Below are 20,063 nucleotides of genomic sequence, written 5' to 3'. Positions count from 1 at the left end.
GGGACAACCTAAAAAAGCACGGCTTGTTTTGTTCTGAATGAAAAATGTCTGGGATACCGTTGATTTCCGTTGCGGGGGTCGCTTTCCTGCGGGCATCACCTCAATCTCCTCGTCACTGCGTTCCTGCGGGGCTTTCGGTTGATGCTATTCCCGCGGGAGTCGACCCCCTCCACTCCAATCAACTACTGACTTCAATATACTGTGGGGTTAATAAATCTAGTCGTAAAAATCGAGTGAAAAAAAAGCACAGGAGATGAATTATGAATAATTCATCCTGTACTTTATTTTTACAATAAAACTTTCACATCTGTTTCACCAATAATTTTCAACAAGAGTGCTCGACTTTGCGGTAGTGAATACTGGACGATTTGGCCAATAACGATGGCAACAATGACAGTTCCGATTCCGACTGGACCGCCGAGGATCCAGCCTGCTAAAGCGGCGAGTATTTCGATGATGGTTCGTGCTTTTTTGAGGCTTGTTCCGAATTTATCGACGATGACAAGCATGAGGCTATCTCGCGGACCTGCTCCGATATTGGGCGACACGTAAATGCCGGCGCCGTAGCTCATTACGACAACGCCGAACAGAAAGATGACCGTTTGCGCGGCGAGTGTTTCAATTTCTGGGATCATCCAATTGAACATGTCGATAAATAACCCGATTAAAAGCATATTGAGCCAGGTGCCGATTTGGGGAAACTCTTTTCGAATAATCGCTGTTGTTGTCACGATCGTAAGCCCCAAAAGTATGCTCCATGTACCAATTGTTAGTCCAAACTTATTAAATAAACCGACATGCAGTACGTCCCATGGTCCGATTCCGAGACGATGCCCTTTTATCGTCATGGTGATGCCGAGCGCCATGACTAGCATGCCGAATAGATAGAATGCCCATCTCCAAAATAATATCTTTCTCATTCAAGTCCTTCTTTCCCCTGTTCAAACTGCTACTGAGTTTTCACAATATCAATAAATATAGCTTCCGATACTTCTCTGAGATCTTCCGGCGATAGTTTCATCTGCACGCCTGGCCGACCAGCGCTTACAATTATTTTGTCTAGTGCCAATGCATTCGCATCAATAAATGTCGGATATTTTCTTTTCATGCCGATTGCTGAACAGCCTCCGCGGATATATCCAGTTTCTTTCGTTAAATCTTTTAAAGGAAGCATTTCCAATTTCTTAACACCAGCCGCTTTTGCCGCTTTCTTTAAATCGAGTTCGAGTGCGACTGGCAATAGAAACACAAACAGTTCTTTTTCGCCTGCTTTGGTTACAAGTGTTTTATACACGGTTTCTACTGCTTGGTCTGTTTTTTGTGCGACGGAAACCCCGTCTACTTGGCCATCACTCACATCATATTCCATTAACTCGTAATCGATATTTTCACCATCTAAAATTCGGACAGCATTCGTTTTCGCTGCTTTATTTGGTTTCGCCATGAGTAGTCATCCTTTATATAAAAGGCCGCCAGTTCGCGGCAGCCGATTATTATTTATCGAATAGTTTTTTCAATGCTTCCGCCATTGCGGTGTTTTCTGGTTCTTCTTGCTTTTTCATATACTTTTGGACATCCCGTTTATTCGCGCGATTACCTGATTCTTTTCGGCGTTTTTCAAATGCTGATAGTTTTTCTCGGTGTCCGCATGAACAAACGAAAATTTGACCATCGCCTTCACCGCGTAGTTCCAATCGTTTTTTACAAACTGGGCATCTTGCATTGGTCTGCCTGGAGATGCTTCGACGATAACCACATTCACGGTCTTGACAAACATGCATTTTCCCGCGTTTTCCGTTCACTTCGAGAAGAAGTTTACCGCAATCCGGACATGTTCTTCCCGTGACATTATCGTGCCTGAACTTTTTATCGTCTGTTTTGATTTCAGTGACGGCTTGCTTTGAAAAGGCGATCATATCTTTCATGAAGTCCGCTTTCTTCATTTTCCCGTTGGCGATTTTCGTCAGGCCTTGCTCCCACTCTGCTGTGAGCGCCGGCGATTTCAAATCTTCAGGTACTAATTCAAGAAGCTGGCGTCCTTTTGACGTCGTGAAAATGTCATTTCCTTTTTTCTCGATCACGAATGACTTGAACAATCTTTCAATCACATCAGCGCGCGTCGCAACTGTTCCTAGTCCGCCCGATTCACCGATCGTCTTGATTAAATCTTTCGATTCACCTTGCATAAACTGTGTCGGATTTTCCATTGCCGCAAGAAGTGTTCCTTCATTGAACCGAGCAGGAGGTGTTGTTTTACCCTCTGTCATGGTCACCGCTCGAACTTTTACTTCTTCGCCTTTTTTGAATGAAGGAAGCGTTTCAACAGCATCATCGTCTGACGCGTATACTTTTTTCCAGCCTTCATCCGTAACCGTGCGACCTCTAGCATTGAATGTTTCATTCCCAACGACAAGCTCAGCTGTTACTTGGTCATAGCGGAATGGACCAAAGAAAACAGCTAGAAACCGGTTGACGATTAATTCATAAAGTCGTTGTTCACGATCTGATAGCTTTTGATAAATTGGGGTTTCCTCTGTCGGTATAATCGCGTGGTGATCTGAAACACGTTTATCATCAATCACGCCTCTTTGCGGTTTAATCGTACCTGAACGAAGAAGTGTATTCGTCGTTTTTCGGAATGGACCAAAATCGACCGCTTTAATACGCTCTTTCAACGTATTCTCCATATCTGACGTTAAATGTTTTGAATCCGTACGTGGATATGTCACGGCTTTATGATGTTCATATAAATTCTGGAGTGTGGATAGCGTTTCTTTTGCCGACCAAGACCAACGTTTATGCGCTTCTTTTTGAAGCTCCGTCAAGTCAAATAAATGAGGTGCCGGCTGTGATTTCGGTGACGTCTTGACGTCTTTAATTTTCCCGAAATGAATCCCGTCTAATTTTTCGAGTCGTTTTTCAATGCTTTCTTTATCGAATGACCGCGTTTGACCGGCGTTGTCGCGCCAAGTAAATGTCGCTTTTTCGGTAATTGCTTGCATGCCGTAATAGGCTTTCGGTTTAAATTCGTTGATTTGTTTTTCACGTTCCGCAATCATTCCAAGTGTTGGTGTTTGAACGCGGCCCGTTGATAGTTGTGCATTATGTTTTACGGTTAGCGCTCGCGTCGCGTTAATGCCAACAACCCAATCCGCTTCCGCACGTGCAACCGCTGCTTCGTAAAGATTTTCATAAGCGCGACCTGGTTTCAAATTGTTGAACCCGTCTTTAATCGCTTTGTCTGTCACGGATGAAATCCATAAGCGTTTGACAGGTTTTCTGCATTTCGTTTGTTCTAAAATCCAACGTGCGACAAGTTCACCTTCACGCCCTGCATCCGTCGCGATAATGACATCTGACACGTCATTTCTACGTAACTGGCTTTTGACCGCATTGAACTGCCGCGTTGTTTGACGAATCGGAACGAGTTTGAACGGGTCTGGAATAATCGGCAGATGTTCAAGTTTCCATTCTTTAAATTCATTGCCATACCCTTCTGGATCGGCATGCGTCACCAAGTGGCCAAGCGCCCATGTGACGATATATTTTGTTCCTTCTAAAAATCCGTTTCCTTTTTTATTACAGCCTAGCACTCGCGCAATATCACGCGCAACAGAGGGCTTTTCGGCTAATACAAGTGATTTGGACATAGGTAAATCCCCTTTCTACATATCCCTATTATAGAGGAGATTGCAGTTTGGTGCATGTCGGGCGAATGAACGGGATTTGGGAGAATTGTTGCCAGAGAAAGGTGGTTCAGAAGTCCCGACTTGCAAGCAAAATCTTTTGAGTGCAAGGAAACTTGGGGTGAGTGCAAGCAAATGGCATGTTGGTGCAAGCAAACCCATATTTATTGCAACCAAAAATGGTGTAAGTGCAAGCAAATTAGAACTAACAACAAATAAATAAAAAACTTTTAACTGATACAATCGATTTAAGGGATTTGAATATTAATTTATTCCGTTACGGATTTTAATAGATTGCGTCTAAGTAAGTAGAGTGAGGTGAAAGAGATGTCGAGTGAGAAGTGGTTTGATGACTATTTTGGTTCCGTTTACAGTTACATCCTGTTACAAGTCAAAGATCCACATACTGCCGAGGATTTAACACAAGAGACATTTTTGAAGGTTGTTCGGAATGAGCACCAATTCAAAGGACAGTCTTCTATAAAGACATGGATTTTTAGGATTGCGTATACGACAACGATGAGTTATTTCAGAAAGAAAAATCCTTTATCGTATTTTATCGATTTAAATTTGCTCAGAGACGATACATCTCCAGAGAAAATTGCGCTTCTTAATTCGCAGCAAAAACAATTTTATGAGGCGCTTCGTGAATTAAAGTCTAGCTACCAGCAAGTGATTATATTGCGAAGGATAGAGGGCTTTTCCACAAAAGAAACATCATCCATTTTGAATTGGTCGGAAGGGAAAGTAAAAATGAGTCTGTCTCGGGCACTTGCCGCATTTAAAAAGGAATTGGAGAAAGGAGGATTTACAAATGAATCACTTATCTGATGATGACATGATAAAAGGGTTGGAAACGCTTGGTCAATCATTCCAGCCTTCTGCTACACAAAAAGAAAATTCACGCCGCCATATTTTCCAACCAAACCGACACAAAAAAGGATTTCACATCCAAAAATGGGTTCCAACTATCGTTTCACTTGTCGTTTTAATCTCTGTCAGCATTGGTATTTTTGTTTTAATCAACAATGAAAGTTATATAGGTGCAGGCGAATCCACTGGAAATGGAGCGCTTATTACGGACGTTACGGCTTCCTGGGATAGGACCTTATTGAGACAAACAAGTACAACTAGCCCTACCAAATTTGAAATTATTTTTGATAAAGATTTACTTTTCGTTTTTGATCGATTCCAAAGTTTTGAGTATAATCCGGATGAAAGTTTAGAAGAAGCGTTTGCGAAATATAAGATAAAAGAGTCGCCTTTAGTGGTAGGAGAGTTTACCGAATATAGAGTAGTTAAAAAAAGTAACGAAATGTATACGATTGAAGTGACTGGCAGGCAAGGATTCACCTACACATTGAAAAAAGTGGCACCTAGGAAGTTCGTAGGTGAAGAGGGCATTGAATATTCAACTGGAACTTATGTGGAATAAGACGTTTCATTCAAAAAAGCTGTCATCCCTTTTTCAAGTTTTGACAGCTTTTTATTCTTATTTAGTAAAAAATTCTTCAATTTTTTCAATCGGGATTTGTGACTCGCCGTTTTCCACATCGAGTCTTTCTTTTACTTTCTCGATTGTTTTTGCAGGTGATGTTAATGACATAACTGTGTCCCCCGCTTGTGCTTGCAATTCGTCATCTGGCGTGTAGAATTCGATTGCTCCATCTGCACGCAAGATGTAAAGCAGAATTGATTTATCATCGCGTTCGCGTAAATATTGGGTGTAACTGTATTGTTTTGTGATTAATGTTTTTCGGATGACATGGCCCGTGTTGATGCGATCTTCAAGCTCGTATATAGAAATAGCCGGCGTAAAGAGCGTCTCCCCGCCTGAAACTGCCGATGACATATTTTCATGATTGAAATGAAATGCCGTTTGGTACAAATGATCGGCGCCAAGTTCCGGTTCAAAATCTTCACAGACATGTGCGTTGTACGTATCGATTTTCGACATCGCCAACATGAATCGATACGGCGTCAAATCTAGTTCATAATCAAGTTTCCGCGAGAGAATATCGCCAACGAAGCTGTTCAACCCTAGTTTTCGGGCATGTGTTAACCCTGCCCATGTTCGATCGATGATGAGTACTTCATTGCCTGTTTCTTTCACCGATTTTGCAAATTCAGCTGCAAAACGACTTCCTCCGACAATAAGAATTCCTGATTCTTCGGTCGTTGTTAAATTCAACTTTTTCGCGAGTGGTCCAATTGTAAACCCGTGAAGAACCACTGTCGAAAAAACGAGTGCGAATGTTAACGCCGTCAGTCGCTCTGCATCGGGATACCCGTAATCAAATAATATCGTAGCAAAATAACCAGATACGGTCAGTGCTACAATGCCGCGTGGTGCAATCCATCCGACAAGCAGCTTTTCTTTCACAGTCAAGTCTGTGCCAATTGTCGAAATCCAAATGGACATTGGACGAACGATAAATAACATGGCAAGAACATAAAGAATAATATTCGAGTTAAAAATTTCGATGAGCACTTTTGGATTTAACGATGCTGTTAACATGACGAAAATTCCTGAAATCAAGAGCACGGAAATATTCTCTTTGAAATGACGGATTTCCCGGATTGACGTTAAATGCATATTCGCCATCGTCATACCCATTGCCGTTACTGCAAGCAGACCAGTTTGCGGCATAATTTCATCCGAAAATACGAAAGTGAAAATAACGACCGCGAATAACACAGGCGATTTTAAAAACTCCGGAACCCTTCCACGTTCAAAGGCGACCCCAAGAATATGAGCAACTCCCCATCCTAAGAGAACTGCAAAAATGGATGCTGCAAAGAACAATAGAAATGAGTTTAATGTCACTTCTCCGTCCACGAATCGAATAAATTCAAAAGCAAAAACGGCGAGAAGCGCACCGAACGGGTCGACAACGATCCCTTCCCACTTCAAAATCGCAGCAGGACGCGGTTTCAGTTTTGCTTGCCTTAAAAGCGGTAAAATAACCGTCGGGCCGGTAACGATGAATAGGCCCCCGATAATAAATGCAACTGATAAAGATAAGCCTGCTACATAATAGGCTGCTAATGAACCGGCAATCCAAGCGATAAATGCGCCGACTGTGATGATTCTTAGCACCGGTTTATTGAATCCTCTAATTTCCTTGAAATCGAGGTTTAAACTTCCTTCGAATAAAATGAGCGCTACCGCAAATGTAATAATCGGACTGAATAGATTCCCCATACTTTCCTGTGGATTAATCCAACCGAAAATCGGACCGACTAGAAGTCCCGCCACAGACATAACAACAATTGCAGGCATTCGAAATCTCCACGCTGCCCATTGCGACAATATCCCGATCAGAACGACGAGCATTAAGTCAAACAATAATGAATCAAACAACGGGTCCCCTCCTCATGTCCTAAATGAAATAACAAGTTTAACACAATATAACTTCTGTACAACCCTAAAAATACATAAATTAATTTTTCTAACCATACGATAAAGAGATAATAAAAACGTTTGGATTAGGAAGGATGATTCCAATAGACAAACTACCGCAAATGATGTTGGCATTTTACATTCAGGACACGGAAGGAAAAGGGACATACCCTATTCGACGGGCAAAAGTGATAGCCGAGTCATTACCAGATACAATCGAAATTATATTTATTCTTAAAAAAGGATCTCACCCTGCCCCTGAAGGATTTAAAACAATCACATTTAAAAATAGTTCAGAGTTGTTGGGCATTCTCGAGAAAACAAGACCGAATTTGCTTGTTCGAGATAGCGGATCCACCACACAAGAAGAAGTCGATAAGATTCGTAAAATCGTTCCTTCGATTATTCATTTTGACGACTTCGGAGGTGGCGGCGAGTTGGCCGACATGGTGATTCAAACGCTTTACACGGAAAGTAATGATAAGCCGCATGAGCATTACGTAGTCGGACCGGAAACTTTTATCGCAGATGAACAAGTGTCTTCATTTAAACATATCGGTTTGGGAAAAGCAGCCACTCGCCCACTTCCGCATTTAGTAATAACTTTTGGTGATGAAGATTTAGGAAACTTGACGTACCGTGCACTTCGTCATATGTTACAGCTACAAATTCCACTTAAAGTAACTTTACTTTTAGGTGAAAATTATAAGCACGATAAAACCGAGCTGCGAATCATGGCATTGGGAAGACGGAATACGTTTATCAAAGAACAGCCTGCCTCATTAGCTGAATTTTTATCTACTGCGGATGTTATTCTTTGTGCGTCGGGTTACATGCCTTATGAAATCGCAGTTATGGGCATTCCTTGTATCGTTTTGGCGCAAAATGAATTTGAAACTGCTTTAGATTTCCCGAAGGAAAAACATGGTTTTGTTCATCTTGGTCCTGGACGGAAAATAAAACAGTCGAGTTTATTAAATGCAATCATGGAACCGCTTCTACATGAGCCGCTTAGGCGTAAAGCGATTGAGCGTCAAGTTGCTCTTAATCTAGGAGAAGGTAAAGAGATGGTATGTGAGGCGATTCTCTATTATCTTGAGTATCCGAAGCGAGGAACTCTGAACGAGACGGGAAAAAGCACTTCCGATATGATATAGTGGGGAAAAAGATAGGAGTTTTTCCCATGGATAAAAAACAAATCGAACGAGAAATCGCAGAACTGAAAATGGAGTATGTCAATTTACAAGGTGACATCGAAAAGCTAGAATCTGTCGGTCAAAATAGATTCGTCGCCAAATCCGAAGTGCGCCTCGGCGCGATGGAAGAGAAACTTGCGGTGTTGAATAAACAGCTTGCTGAGTTTGAGTGAGATTAGATAGCTCATTACTCTGGTTATTTATTGGTAGGTAATGATATTTGTTCTTTATAAGAATATGAAGTAAAAGTCGCCTAGTGTAGGCGACTTTTTTGATTACAGTCGTTATTTCTAATTTGCTTGCACTTATATGTGGTTTGCTTGCACTCCGATGGGTTTTGCATGCACTTGAAAGTGTTTTGATTGCACTCACATGATGTTTGCTTGCACTCAAATGATTTTGCTTGCAAGTTGGGACTTTCTACCCGTAAAACAACATCCTTTTTATAGTGAAATTAGTTGATTGGAGTGGAGGACGGCGACTCCCGGAGCGACCGAGCCTAGGTTGCAACATATAGTGGGTGGAATTCCCACCGAGCAAGAATTAGCCATTCACTCGTAGCGAGTCTTGAAGGATGCAAGGTAACTTGTATCTTTAAGCGTAGACAGTTAGGTGACGGGCCGAAAGCCAAGCGGTTGAAGGAATTGAGCTCCGAAATGCCGAATCAAGGAGGCTGATGTGCTCGGGAGCACAGAAAGCAATATCTCTGCTATCGTAAAGGCAAGAAAGCAGGGACTCCTTCGGAGTCGTAGACCTTGGCACGTCATACATTGATATGTTGCAGCAACTCGGGAGATCCTGTCTGGTCTTTCCAATTGGAGAGTATGGTTATTTCAAGCGATAAAAAGCAAGGAAACCAAATGCCGGGTAGGAAGTCGGATGGTTGCGTAGTACCAATGAAGTCGGGTAATTCTGATGGAGGAAAGGCAACCGCCATATTATCGTCCTTAAAAGGGAAACATTTACTACACACGGAGGTAGACAACTAAATGGAAACAAAACTGATAAGGATAGCTGAGTTAGCTAAAGAGAGACCGGATATGAAGTTTACTTCAGTTGTGCATTTACTCAACGAAGAAAACCTTAAACAATGTCACCATGAACTTCCGGCAGGAAAAGCGACAGGAATCCAGAAAGTTACCAAAGAAGAATATGGTGAGAATCTGGATGAAAACATTGCAAAGCTTGTAGAAAGAATGAAAAAGAAAAGCTACAAGCCCGTTCCCGTTAGAAGAACGTATATTGCAAAGGCAGGTTCAGATAAGAAAAGGCCGTTAGGCATTCCCGAGTACGAAGATAAGATAGTTCAAAGAGGGATAGCCAAGATTTTAAATGCCATGTATGAACCAATCTTCCTAGATAGTTCTTTTGGGTTTCGACCGAAACGAAACTGTCATGATGCGCTCAAAATACTTAATGTATATCTTGAGGAGCGATATACGAACTTTATTGTTGACGTGGATATCAAGGGATTCTTTGACAACGTCAATCACGAATGGCTGATGAAATTCCTTAAGCATAGAATTGCCGACCCAGCCCTATTGGGAATTATTGCAAGATTTCTAAAGGGCGGATACATGGAAAACGGAAGTTTCTACAAAACAGATGTTGGAACTCCTCAAGGTGGCATCATATCACCGATTCTCGCAAACATCTATCTTCACTATGTTCTTGACTTATGGTTTGAGAAAGCCGTGCGTAAGTCCTGTAAAGGACAAGCATATATGGTGAGGTATGCGGACGATTTCGTATGCTGTTTTCAAAGCGAAACAGAAGCAAATAATTTTTATCGTGCCCTAACCTTGAGACTGAAGAAATTCAATCTTGAAATTGCGGAGGATAAAACAAAGATTATTCCCTTCGGGAAATACGCTGTAAGAAACAGCAAACGAAAAGGAAAGCCTGAAACATTTGAATTTCTAGGCTTCACGCATTTCTGTAGTCAAAGTAAACATGGTAAATTCCGAGTGAAACGGAAAACAAGTGGGAAGAAGATGCGAGCTAAATTGAAAGAATGCAAAGAGTGGCTTATGGCCAATCGCACAATGAATATACACGTTGTAGCCAAACGACTTCAACGGTCATTGAATGGTTACTTTAACTATTACTGCATAACTGACAATAGCCGAAGTGTTAGAAACTTTGTAGACAAGGTTAAGATTCTATTTTTCAAATGGATGAACAGAAGAAGTCAAAGGAAATCTTTTAACTTTGACAAGTTCAACTTGTTCCTACGAATGTTTCCTTTCCCAATACCGAAGGTAAAGGTTAATATCTTTAAACTTCGCGAAGAGATTAGCTATATTCTGTGAATGATAAAATGGAAGAGCCGTGTGCGTTAATAGCGCACGCACGGTTCTGTGAGGGGTGTGAAATACAATCTCCCGAAAGGGAGAAAGGTTTCCACCTACTCGACCGGAAATAGAGAGCAAAGATGGCAAGAGAAGATCACTCTTGCTTTTATCAACCGAAAGCCCCGCAGGAGCGCAGCGACGAGGAGATTGAGGTGATGCCCGCAGGAAAGCGCCGTCCGGAACGGAAATCAACGGGACTAATTAATAAATTTAAAAGTTTTTAGTATGTCGTTAACTTAAACAATTTCTGCAACCGAATAATACTTCGTTGATAAAAGGTAAAGTCGTTCTGATACTTTTCGAAGTCGACGGTGTATAGGGCGTCTTCGTTTTTCCAGAGTCTCTCAAAGTAAGTGTTGATGTCTTGTACGAGCTCGCTGTCATTTGGCGCGATAATGCGCAGGTTTGATTCCAAATTATAGTTATTTAAAGCGCGATCGGTTAAATTTGCGGCGCCGTTGGAAATGTAGGTTTCGTCGGCGGTTTGGACGACGACGAGCTTTGTGTGGTATTGACCGATTACAGTATTGTACCAGCGAATATCGATTTTCCCCTTCGAATCTCTTTTCATTCTTTGAGCAACTGGCCGATTGGGCAGGCCCGTTTTTTGACTGCCGAATGAGTTTTTGTTGGGATCTAAAATCATCTTCACATCTACCCCGCGACTAGCCGCATCTAGAAGTGCTTTGACCAAACTTTCCTCGGCTATGAAAAACATTCCGAGAAATATCTGATCGCCTTTTTGTGCTTTATTGATATCGACGAGCATTGTGTCGAGTATTTTCTTTTCTGTTATATATTGGACTTGGTATTCCCCGTCTTCTTTTTCTTCTATGTTAGCTCGCGGCAACGTGCCGCCGTTCGTATAATTCACTACCGCTTCTTCAGCTTCTAAAATATCGTTTATGACAGGCCCTGTTACTTTCATGGCAACATTCCCGTGAAAACCGCTCGCGTTATGGGGATTTCCGGATGTGACGATAGCCTCTTTCTCGGTGACGATCGCCTTCCGATGATTGGCTTTTATATTTAATAATGTCACATAGGAGGCCAGTGTCATTTTCGGTGCTTCGCAAGACATCGCATTTGGAATCCAGCCTTTACCTTTCACATCCATCCATCTGAAAATTGTTCGATAGAGGCCTGAGTAGATTGGCGTTGAATCACGAAGCGGATCTAAGTCTGTGTAGACGACTTTTATGCCGGCATCTTCCATTTGTTCGAACCATTTGTTTTCATAGGAACCGTATCCTATGTTGAGTGGGTCTGTGATGAAAGTGATTGGCATTTTCGGGTTTATTTCTTTTTTCTTCACTAGATTTTCTGTCATCGTCTCTACATTTTTCGGAAAAGCAATATTTTCGTCCGAATAATGGTCAAAGAGAAAAAAGTCGAGAACGATGAATTGTTCGGCATCCTCGATTAATTGATTCACTTCGTCAAAAATATGGATTTCGTGTCGCAAGTCGTCTCCGTCTTCATTTTGCGCGTATGTTAAATCGGTAATCATCTGAACATCGTCCGTATAATGCAGTTTTCCTTCGTATGAGAGACCTGTTGGGAGAGGTTTAAATGTATGCCATAATATTGTTGCTATATATATGAGAAGTAGTATTCCAACGCTTCCAATTATTATTTTCTTTTTCTTAGATTTCATTCGAACATCTCCGCTTCAAAACTACTAGATCATAGGATATATTCCCCGTGGTGAGAGTCGATAAACAATGACACGGGGTTTTATTCCAGATGAAAAATCGAAACGGTGCGATACGGCCTGAAGCTAGACGTGAAATCTCTATGTTAGAAATTATCACTACACATAATTTTATAGTTTCCTGTAAATAAAAAACACAGCCATCGATTTGGCTGTGTTTGTTAGGCAATTACATATTCGTGAGTTGCTCGATCTTCAATCATTAGTTCTTTCAAGTATTTTCTCGCACGAAATAGTCGTGATTTGACCGTTCCGATAGAAACTTTCATTTCTTCCGCAATTTCATTGAGTGAATATTGGTAGACGTAGAAGTACTCGATTGTCGTTTTATAGATTTCATCTAATTTGTCTATTTTTTGGCGAACGATTGATTGAATATCATTTTGTTCAACAATTTGACCAGGCGTTAATGTATCACTTGGAACCAAATCGAGGATCGGAACGTCAAGTGTAGGTGGTTGGTTCATCACGTGTTCGCTATGCCTTATATTTTTTCGGTAGCGATCGCGGAACGTGTTCATGCAGATGGTCGTAATCCATCCTTTTAAATGGTCGATCGTATCCAGTCGATCACTGTAACGAATCACTTTAACCCAGACGTCTTGCATAACGTCTTCGGCTTCTTCTTTATTTCGTGTTAGTTTTAAACATAGATGATAGATATACCGACCGTATTCTTCATACAAGTCATCTAGATTGTTCGTCATCTTTATTACTCCCCTGTCTTTTTGCTATTAACCTTATTATCAGCAATAAAGACAATTTGAACCATCGTATTCTCTTTCAGTAATCTTACAAACTTGTAAGGTTGGAAATTAATCATCTCTTTCCGCAGTGATTTTCATGCGAATAATTCGAGTGCGTTCCATTTCCTCTATTTCGAACCGTAAGTTTTCATACGAAAAGCGCTCGCCTGGTTCCGGTAAATGGCCAAGTTGTTGTAATACAAACCCGCCAATCGTTTCGTGATCCGTCGGCAGCTCGATCCCGATTAGTTCCATCGCGTCTATTATTTCTAAACGACCATGGCAAGTTAGGGAGTCATCCGTCTTTTCATAAATCAACACTTCATCTTCCATATCGGTTTCATCTTCAATGTCTTGTCCAATCATTTCTTCGATAATATCTTCTTGCGTGACAATACCAAGCGTTCCCCCGTATTCATCAAGCACAACGGCCATATGTTTCTTCTGCGAAAGCATCATTTTAAATACAGTTTCCACACTTGCTGTTTGAACGACATAGATCATATCGCGGTCAATGAATTCCCCGAGCTTTCTTTCAGGCTCTAAAGACCATTCGATGAACATTTTCGAATAAAACATCCCGACAATGGAATCCATACTTTCCTCATACACCGGGTAGCGCGTGTAAAAGAACTCTAAAATGGTGTCGCGGACTTCTTCATAAGTGGCTGTGAGCGGTATACCGACGACATCCGTACGATGCGTTTCAAGGACGTCCCAAACGTCTTTGTCCCTAAAATCAAGCACGCCTTTTAACCTGAGCGTTTCATCTTGTTCGAAAGTCCCTTCGATTGTTGCAAGATCCACCATCGATCTAAGGTCTTCTTTCGTCAATGTTGCTTCCCTAACTGTTCCTTTTGAAATAATACGAATGAAAATATTCGTAAACGTCGCAAGAAGCGCCGTGAGTGGTGTGAGAATTCTTACAAGTAGTGATATTGTAGGTGCAACAACATAGGCAACGCGATCAGCAAATGTTGCGGCAATCGTCTTTGGCAACACTTCACCGAATACGATAATCACGACTGTTAAAATTCCGGTTGCAATTCCGACTTTCCAACCTTTTTCAATACAAATCATGGTTACGATTGTCGGCATCATGATATTGGCAATATTATTTCCGATTAAAATCGCAGTTATCATTCGGTCCGGCTTCGAAATCAAGTTGAGTAGCTTTTGTGATTTTTTATCATCTTGCTCAGCCCGAAGCTGGACCTTCATCCTGTTGACTGCGGTAAGTGCTGTTTCGCTTCCCGAAAGGAAGAACGACATGATTAAAAAGAATCCGAGTGCGAAAAACAAAACTTCATTCCTCCTAGGGACGTTTTTCTATGTATAAATTTTATTTTAATTTATTTCCTCATATCATACCATAATTCCCATCAAACACATGACAATTTAACTTCATTTCACACAATTCTGCTATACTATTTTCAGAAGGCAAACTTATTGAAATGAGGGATTTGATTGACGCATTTAGAAAAATTAGACCAATATTTCACCGAACAACGCGAAACGCATCTCGAGGAATTAAATGAATTTTTACGTATTCCAAGTATTAGCGCTTTATCCGAACATAAACCAGATATGCAACAAGCTGCAGAGTGGTTGGTTGATTCATTGACGAAGGCTGGACTTGAAAACGTTGAAATCAATGAGACGGATGGCCATCCTGTCGTTTACGGTGATTGGTTGCATGCGGAAGGCAAACCAACGATTCTTGTATACGGTCATTACGATGTGCAACCGGTCGATCCGCTTGAATTATGGGATAGCGCTCCTTTTGAACCTGAAGTTCGCGATAATAAGTTGTATGCACGCGGCGCGAGTGATGATAAAGGACAAGTTTTCATGCATATTAAAGCGGTTGAGGCGTTAATGAAAGAATCAGGAAGCCTACCGGTTAACGTAAAGTTTTTAATCGAAGGCGAAGAAGAAATCGGCAGCCCGAATTTGGAGAGCTATATTGTTGATAATAAAGACAAGCTTTCCGCGGACGTCATTGTTATTTCCGATACGGGCATGCAAGGACCTGGCAGACCAGCCGTTTGTTACGGACTACGCGGACTTTGCGGCGTACAAGTCGATGTGAAAGGCGCGAAAGGCGACTTGCATTCTGGTTTATACGGCGGAGGGGTTCAAAACCCACTTCATGCGATTGTCGAGTTGCTCGCATCATTCCGCGATAAAGAAGGAACGATTGCCGTTGAAGGTTTTTACGACAATGTGCGTCCTTTAAGCGATGAGGAACGCGGAGCTTATGAAGCGCTTGGATTTGATGAAGAAGATTTGAAAAATGAAATCGATGTGCCTGAGTTATTTGGCGAAAAAGGATTTTCGTATCTAGAACAAACGTGGGCCCGTCCAACGCTTGAGCTTAACGGCATTTTTGGCGGTTTTTCAGGAGAAGGCATCAAGACTGTTTTACCTGCCGAAGCTGGCGTAAAGATTACTTGTCGACTTGTGCCGGACCAAGATCCAGATGAAATCGTTGAAAAACTAAAAGCGCATATTGAAAAACATAAACCTGCTGGCGTTACTGTGACAGTTACAGAATTCGATAAAGGCAAACCGTTTATAACGCCTTTCGATCATCCGGCGATCCAAGCAGCGGGTCGTTCGTACGAAAAAGTATACAATGTGCCGACTGCGTATACGCGCGGTGGAGGTTCCATTCCGATTGTCGCGGCATTCGATGAAGTATTGGAACTGCCGGTTGTGCTCATGGGCTTCGGATTATCAACTGAAAACTTCCACGCGCCAAACGAGCACTTCCATTTAGAAAACTTTGATCAAGGTCTTCGTGTGATTGGCGATTATTATTATGAGATTGAAAACTTTACTAAGGATGAATTGAAGAAGTAAGTTCTTATTTAAGATGGTTTTAGATGATTATACGGGTACCTGAATAATCCATTATTCAGGTACCTGTTTTTTATTCCCGTATCGGGTTGGGTTGCTCCCGTAACGCGCGACGTTATTACCGTTGCTCGCTAGTTTATTCCCGCAACGGGGTTGGCCGGGATTTTATTCCCGTATCGGGTTGGGTTGCTCCCGTAACGCGCGACGTTATTACTGTTGCTCGCTAGTTTATTCCCGCAACAGGGTTGGCCGGGATTTTATTCCCGTATCGGGTTGGGTTGCTCCCGTAACGCGCGACGTTATTCCCGTTGCTCGCTAATTTATTCCCGCAACGGGTTGGGCGGGTTTTTTATTCCCGTATCGGGTCGGGTTGCTCCCGTAACGCGCGACGTTATTCCCGTTGCTCGCTAGTTTATTCCCGCAACGGGGTTGGCCGGGATTTTATTCCCGTGTCGGGTTGGGTTGCTCCCGTTACGCGTGATGTTATTCCCGTTGCGGGACGATTTATTCCCGCACGGAGATTGTCATAAAACGACCCTATTATTAGAATAGTAAATAACATTCATACACACGCATAATGCTTTCCATGGTATAATGTTATTAGTAGAAAAAACGATAATAGAGGATGATTTTACTAGTGACTAAAAAACCATTAGCGTGGATTGTAGACAGTACTGCCTATGTTCCTGAAGAGCTACAACAACATCCGGATTTCTTTTCGGTGCCACTCAATATACATTTCGGAGAAAAGCAATATGTTGACGGTGTTGATCTAACTCCGGAGCAATTATACGGGAAAATTAAGAACGCGGAAGAGTTTCCTAAAACGTCACAACCTTCCGCTGGGGAGTTTTCTGAGCGATATAAAGAAATCGCCGAGAACTACGAAGAGGCTATCGCGATCCATGTTTCCGCAAAAATGAGCGGCACGTTGGCATCTTCTCAAGGTGGAGCTGAAATTGCCGGTTTCCCGATTACGTTCATCGATTCCCTCTCCCTTTCCTATGGGATTACAGGTTTAATTCAACGCGGGATGGACATGCATGAAAACGGTTCAACGGTTTCGGAAATTAAAGAAGCGTTGGAGAAGATGGTTGGTAAATGCACGAACTTTATCCTCATCGGTAAACTTGACCAATTGTACAAGGGCGGACGTATGAGTGCCGCTCAATTTTACTTAGGCAGTCTTCTAAAAGTGAAGCCAATTGTTCAAATTTCCACGGAAGGCGAACTTAAAGCCATCGATAAAGTACGTTCTGAAAAAAGAGCCTTGCAATATTTGGTTGACAAAGTAGCGGATGGCCATCGTGCTGGCGTTACTAAAATCTACTTGATGCAAGGAAATGTTCCTGAGCAAGCCGAGCATTTGAAAAAGCTCATCACCCAACAAGTACCTGAAGTTGATGTTGAAATCGGCGATATTAGTTCAGTACTCGCTGTCCATGCTGGTGAAGGCACACTGGCAGTATTATGGTATGAAGAATAAAAAGAAATGCAGCCCGTAGTCAGTAGACGGGCTGCATTTTTCATGTGAAGTTATCATTGATTTTGAAGAAAATATACTTGGCATTCGGCCTGTATGCATAGGAATCTTTATAGTCCCAAGTGCGATGCTTCACATTGTACGTATGCGCGTTGACGAGCGGCTCCGAGCCATTTTTTGCTGTCACGATTGTTGAATGGTCAAATCTTCCGTCGTTTTGAAAGTCATAGACAATCACATCACCAAGGTCCAATTGTTCCGCGGAACTAACTTGTGTTGCAGTCAGACCTCGTGTAGATCCTGCGAGATACCATCTGAGCGAATGGGATGTCGACCAACTAAAACTCCAAGTACCGCCGCCGATCCACCATCCTCTTTCCCGATTTGGATACCCCCACATCGGTGCCCCGCCCGCCCGAAGACATTGCGAAATATAATTCGTGCAATCAACATCGAACTTCGGATAAGCCGGGTTATAACTATTCCACCATTCATCCGCATACCGGACAGCAGCTAATCGGTCGTACAACACAGATCTCCTCCTAAGCCAATCTATGAGACTTTAAGTAGTATCATGAGTCGAAGGCTTGAAATTCTTGAAACGACCAATGCAAGTCCGCAAACGACTAAAGCGCCACCACAAACGACCAAACCACCTCAACCCATCAAAAAAATCAATCAAAAAAGCACCTAAACCTCAATATCCACAAGGTTCAGGTGCTACTATTTATGGAGCCTACGAGAATCGAACTCGTATTATTTGCATGCCATGCAAGCGTAATCCCATTATACTAAGGCCCCTTGAGTTAAGAACTGCCAGCGAAGCGCTCTCCTAGCTGGGCTAAGCCCCCTCAAATTTGATACAATAATAGTATAGCAGAATTTCAAATTGAAGACAATAGGCAGGGGGATGCGGCGATGCAACATTTGGAGAGAGAAATAACAGAACCTGTTCTTCTTTGTGATGATAAAGGATTGCTTAACCCAGAAGCAATCGGCTTTGCCCGGTATCCGTTAATCACAAGTAATTTAACGAAAAACTTTATGAGAAAGAAAAAGTGGAATTATTGGTGCGTTTACGGAGAAGAAATTATGTTTTCCGCGACCATTACCCATCTCGATTACGCGGCCGTTTGCTTCGTTTACATACTAAATTTCGAAACCCAAAGATTTTTCGAAAAACAAATTACCATTCCCGGTGGCCGAAAAGTAAAAATGTCTGAAGATGTACTCGACAGCATCAAATTCGTCGACGACACGATGTCTGTCCAAATGGTTCACCTTCAAAATGAAACGCATCTTTCCGTTTCCATACCAGATTTTGACAACGAGGTCCTTCATGCTGATCTTCACATCTTTCATCCGCCTGAAGATGAAACGTTGAACGTCGTCATTCCAAGAAATCGCAACATCTTTCAATTCACTGCGAAGCATCATACATTACCAACGAATGGATTCGTTAAAATTGGCGAACAGCGTTTTGACTTTAACGCCGACTATAGTTTTTCGGTGCTTGATTTCGGGCGCGGGATTTGGCCGCGACATGCGAGTTGGAATTGGGCAATGGCATCCCAACGTATTGGGGGACGTCGTATTGGGCTTAATTTCGGCGGTCAGTGGACGGATGGTACCGGAATGACCGAAAATGCAATTTTTGTTGATGGTCAGATGACAAAAGTGCATGAAGATGTGCTTTTCACCTATGATGATAAATTTTATATGAAACCGTGGAAAATTCGCACAAAATTTACGGATGATGTAAATTTAACGTTCACGCCATTTTTCGAACGAATTTCCAAAACAGATGCCAAATTAGTTCGTTCTGAAGTGCATCAACTCGTCGGGTATTTCAATGGATATGTACGGTTGCAAGACAACTCGATTCTACAAATCCGTCAAATGCTCGGTTGCTCTGAAGAACACATCGCCAAATGGTAAAAAGTTCCTCCCTTCATTCAATTCGTTTTTGTTTAGTTTCCTGAATTAGCGGTAAAATACTAATAAAGGGATTATTGCGAAAGGGAGTGAAACGATTGAGAAAATCCAAATTCCTTATGATAACCATTTTCGCTAGTGTTTTACTTATTGCGGGTTGTGGAAAGAATAATAATAAAAGTTCTGTTGAAAGCAGAGATGAGCCAACCATATCCTCTGAAGTTGAAGACCGAGACGGTTCACTTTATTTTGGTGATGGCTTTGGTTTGTTAGACTTTGATCTTGAAATCGACATCGATGGAAAAGATGCCATCGATATTGATTACGAAGTTAATAAACAGAACGATACATTCGAAGCCGAATACAAGAATAATATTGAGAATTTCCATTTAAAAGATGAAGACGCTATGAATGCCATTGATGAGTTTTTCTTGGATGTCAAAATTGCTAAAGATAAACCTAAAGAGGTAATCATGAGAGAAATACTTGAATCCTTGAACATTGAGGATTACTCGAAATTCGACCTTGAAATCACGTTCGACGACGATACTACGCTTACCATTGAAGAAAATAATTAGTTTCATACGAAAAGGCTACGGAAAATCCCGCAGCCTTTTTTCTTTTTATATTTTCGAATCCAACAAGTAAGAATTGAACTGTATTCTTCCTCTTCGGGGCTGTGCA

The 20,063-nt window shown here is 41.9% G+C and carries 18 protein-coding genes and 1 tRNA gene; 10 read left to right on the top strand and 9 right to left on the bottom strand.

The annotated features are described in order from the left end of the window. Positions 1-287: 287 nt before the first annotated feature. The 3 genes from JSQ81_RS14920 to JSQ81_RS14910 are packed head-to-tail and all read right to left on the bottom strand — an operon-like array spanning position 288 to position 3,650. A complete protein-coding gene (locus tag JSQ81_RS14920) occupies positions 288-920 on the bottom strand; it encodes a YczE/YyaS/YitT family protein (protein WP_212604806.1) in 633 nt (210 codons plus the stop codon). Between the two features lie 29 nt (positions 921-949). After that, positions 950-1,444 (bottom strand): Cys-tRNA(Pro) deacylase, encoded by a 495-nt coding sequence (gene ybaK, locus JSQ81_RS14915; protein ID WP_212604805.1) that lies wholly within the window; start codon positions 1,442-1,444, stop codon positions 950-952. Between the two features lie 49 nt (positions 1,445-1,493). After that, positions 1,494-3,650 (bottom strand): DNA topoisomerase III, encoded by a 2,157-nt coding sequence (locus JSQ81_RS14910; protein ID WP_212604804.1) that lies wholly within the window; start codon positions 3,648-3,650, stop codon positions 1,494-1,496. Positions 3,651-3,690: 40 nt separating this feature from the next. On the opposite strand from JSQ81_RS14910, the gene JSQ81_RS14905 reads away from it, so the two are divergent. From JSQ81_RS14905 to JSQ81_RS14895, 3 genes are all read left to right on the top strand, one after another. Beyond that, complete coding sequence (locus tag JSQ81_RS14905; protein WP_212604803.1) at positions 3,691-3,909, top strand: hypothetical protein; 219 nt, start codon at positions 3,691-3,693, stop codon at positions 3,907-3,909. Between the two features lie 104 nt (positions 3,910-4,013). Further along, positions 4,014-4,517 carry an RNA polymerase sigma factor gene (locus JSQ81_RS14900; protein ID WP_212604802.1) on the top strand — a complete coding sequence of 168 codons (504 nt, stop codon included), beginning with the start codon at positions 4,014-4,016 and terminating at the stop codon, positions 4,515-4,517. Further along, a complete protein-coding gene (locus JSQ81_RS14895; RefSeq protein WP_212604801.1) occupies positions 4,501-5,121 on the top strand; it encodes a hypothetical protein in 621 nt (206 codons plus the stop codon). Before JSQ81_RS14900 ends, JSQ81_RS14895 begins: the two co-directional genes overlap by 17 nt. Positions 5,122-5,178: 57 nt before the next feature. Here the strand turns inward: JSQ81_RS14895 and JSQ81_RS14890 are convergent, their stop codons facing one another. Beyond that, positions 5,179-7,050, bottom strand: coding sequence for a cation:proton antiporter (locus tag JSQ81_RS14890; protein ID WP_249336552.1), 1,872 nt, complete (start codon positions 7,048-7,050; stop codon positions 5,179-5,181). A 134-nt stretch (positions 7,051-7,184) separates the two neighbouring features. Between JSQ81_RS14890 and JSQ81_RS14885 the strand changes: the two genes are divergently transcribed. From JSQ81_RS14885 to ltrA, 3 genes are all read left to right on the top strand, one after another. Beyond that, positions 7,185-8,246 (top strand): PseG/SpsG family protein, encoded by a 1,062-nt coding sequence (locus JSQ81_RS14885; protein WP_212604800.1) that lies wholly within the window; start codon positions 7,185-7,187, stop codon positions 8,244-8,246. Between the two features lie 26 nt (positions 8,247-8,272). Next, entirely contained in the window at positions 8,273-8,458 is a 186-nt protein-coding gene (locus JSQ81_RS14880; RefSeq protein WP_212604799.1) for an SE1832 family protein, read from the top strand. Positions 8,459-9,274: 816 nt separating this feature from the next. Next, complete coding sequence (gene ltrA, locus JSQ81_RS14875; RefSeq protein ID WP_212604798.1) at positions 9,275-10,597, top strand: group II intron reverse transcriptase/maturase; 1,323 nt, start codon at positions 9,275-9,277, stop codon at positions 10,595-10,597. Positions 10,598-10,859: 262 nt separating this feature from the next. Here the strand turns inward: ltrA and JSQ81_RS14870 are convergent, their stop codons facing one another. The 3 genes from JSQ81_RS14870 to JSQ81_RS14860 form a co-directional block, all read right to left on the bottom strand. After that, entirely contained in the window at positions 10,860-12,296 is a 1,437-nt protein-coding gene (locus JSQ81_RS14870; protein WP_212604797.1) for a phospholipase D-like domain-containing protein, read from the bottom strand. Positions 12,297-12,514: 218 nt separating this feature from the next. After that, positions 12,515-13,060 (bottom strand): RNA polymerase sigma factor, encoded by a 546-nt coding sequence (locus tag JSQ81_RS14865; protein ID WP_212604796.1) that lies wholly within the window; start codon positions 13,058-13,060, stop codon positions 12,515-12,517. 108 nt (positions 13,061-13,168) lie between these two features. Beyond that, positions 13,169-14,401: a hemolysin family protein gene (locus JSQ81_RS14860; RefSeq protein ID WP_212604795.1), complete on the bottom strand. Its 1,233-nt coding sequence runs from the start codon at positions 14,399-14,401 to the stop codon at positions 13,169-13,171. Between the two features lie 165 nt (positions 14,402-14,566). Between JSQ81_RS14860 and JSQ81_RS14855 the strand changes: the two genes are divergently transcribed. Together JSQ81_RS14855 and JSQ81_RS14850 are read left to right on the top strand one after the other, a co-directional pair. Next, the gene (locus JSQ81_RS14855) at positions 14,567-15,964 is read left to right on the top strand and encodes a dipeptidase (RefSeq protein WP_212604794.1); all 1,398 of its coding nucleotides are present in this window, start codon (positions 14,567-14,569) and stop codon (positions 15,962-15,964) included. A 634-nt stretch (positions 15,965-16,598) separates the two neighbouring features. Then, positions 16,599-17,447: a DegV family protein gene (locus tag JSQ81_RS14850; RefSeq protein ID WP_212604793.1), complete on the top strand. Its 849-nt coding sequence runs from the start codon at positions 16,599-16,601 to the stop codon at positions 17,445-17,447. A 40-nt stretch (positions 17,448-17,487) separates the two neighbouring features. On the opposite strand, the gene JSQ81_RS14845 is transcribed toward JSQ81_RS14850, so the two are convergent. Both JSQ81_RS14845 and JSQ81_RS14840 read right to left on the bottom strand, forming a co-directional pair. Then, positions 17,488-17,976 carry an amidase domain-containing protein gene (locus tag JSQ81_RS14845; RefSeq protein ID WP_249336551.1) on the bottom strand — a complete coding sequence of 163 codons (489 nt, stop codon included), beginning with the start codon at positions 17,974-17,976 and terminating at the stop codon, positions 17,488-17,490. Between the two features lie 198 nt (positions 17,977-18,174). Beyond that, positions 18,175-18,245, bottom strand: a tRNA-Ala gene (locus tag JSQ81_RS14840). 117 nt (positions 18,246-18,362) lie between these two features. Here JSQ81_RS14840 and JSQ81_RS14835 point away from each other — a divergent pair. Both JSQ81_RS14835 and JSQ81_RS14830 read left to right on the top strand, forming a co-directional pair. Next, a complete protein-coding gene (locus tag JSQ81_RS14835; protein ID WP_212604792.1) occupies positions 18,363-19,382 on the top strand; it encodes a DUF2804 domain-containing protein in 1,020 nt (339 codons plus the stop codon). Between the two features lie 95 nt (positions 19,383-19,477). Further along, positions 19,478-19,957: a YusW family protein gene (locus tag JSQ81_RS14830; protein ID WP_212604791.1), complete on the top strand. Its 480-nt coding sequence runs from the start codon at positions 19,478-19,480 to the stop codon at positions 19,955-19,957. The last annotated feature ends 106 nt before the right edge of the window (positions 19,958-20,063 follow it).

Source organism: Sporosarcina sp. Marseille-Q4063 (genome assembly GCF_018309085.1).
GTDB lineage: Bacteria > Bacillota > Bacilli > Bacillales_A > Planococcaceae > Sporosarcina.
The sequence above is the reverse complement of the archived record's forward strand: the minus strand, read 5'-3'. Positions and strand labels throughout refer to the sequence as shown.